The organism is Bacillus sp. SIMBA_074, assembly GCF_046534555.1.
GTDB lineage: Bacteria > Bacillota > Bacilli > Bacillales > Bacillaceae_G > Bacillus_A > Bacillus_A mycoides.
In genome coordinates this window covers 1-389 of record NZ_JAWRYM010000156.1, presented here as the reverse complement: position 1 = coordinate 389, position 389 = coordinate 1, and the positions used below count along the sequence as shown (strand labels likewise).

1 pseudogene is annotated in these 389 nt (G+C 44.7%); it reads right to left on the bottom strand.

The annotated features are described in order from the left end of the window. A pseudogene (locus tag SB773_RS30280) lies at positions 1-389 on the bottom strand (5-methyltetrahydropteroyltriglutamate--homocysteine S-methyltransferase); the annotation flags it as partial.

The following is a 389-nucleotide window of genomic DNA, read 5'->3' as shown; positions in this document are numbered from 1 at the left end:
CTTCAATGCGTGCCTTAACAGCTTCCTTGTCTTCGATTTCTCCATTTTTTGAAGTGACGACACCCAGTACGACCCGTGCACCGCCATTTGGAATGTATTCCAATGGCTTGAAATCTCCTGAGCGTTGATCATCATATTCCAAGAAAAATCCATCCACTGATTCTTTTGCCAATAAAGTTGGGGCGATACGGGCATAGCTTCCTTCAAACGCCCAAGTCGACTGGTAGTTCCCACGACATAGGTGTGTAGTGACGACAAGGTCTTCTGGTTTGCCTTCCAATGCGCCATTAATTACGCGAAGTGCAAGATCGATTAACTGTTCCCTCGTATATTTTCCATCTTTGAACTGGAAATCTGGAGCTGAAAGTCTGGCAATATATACATCATCC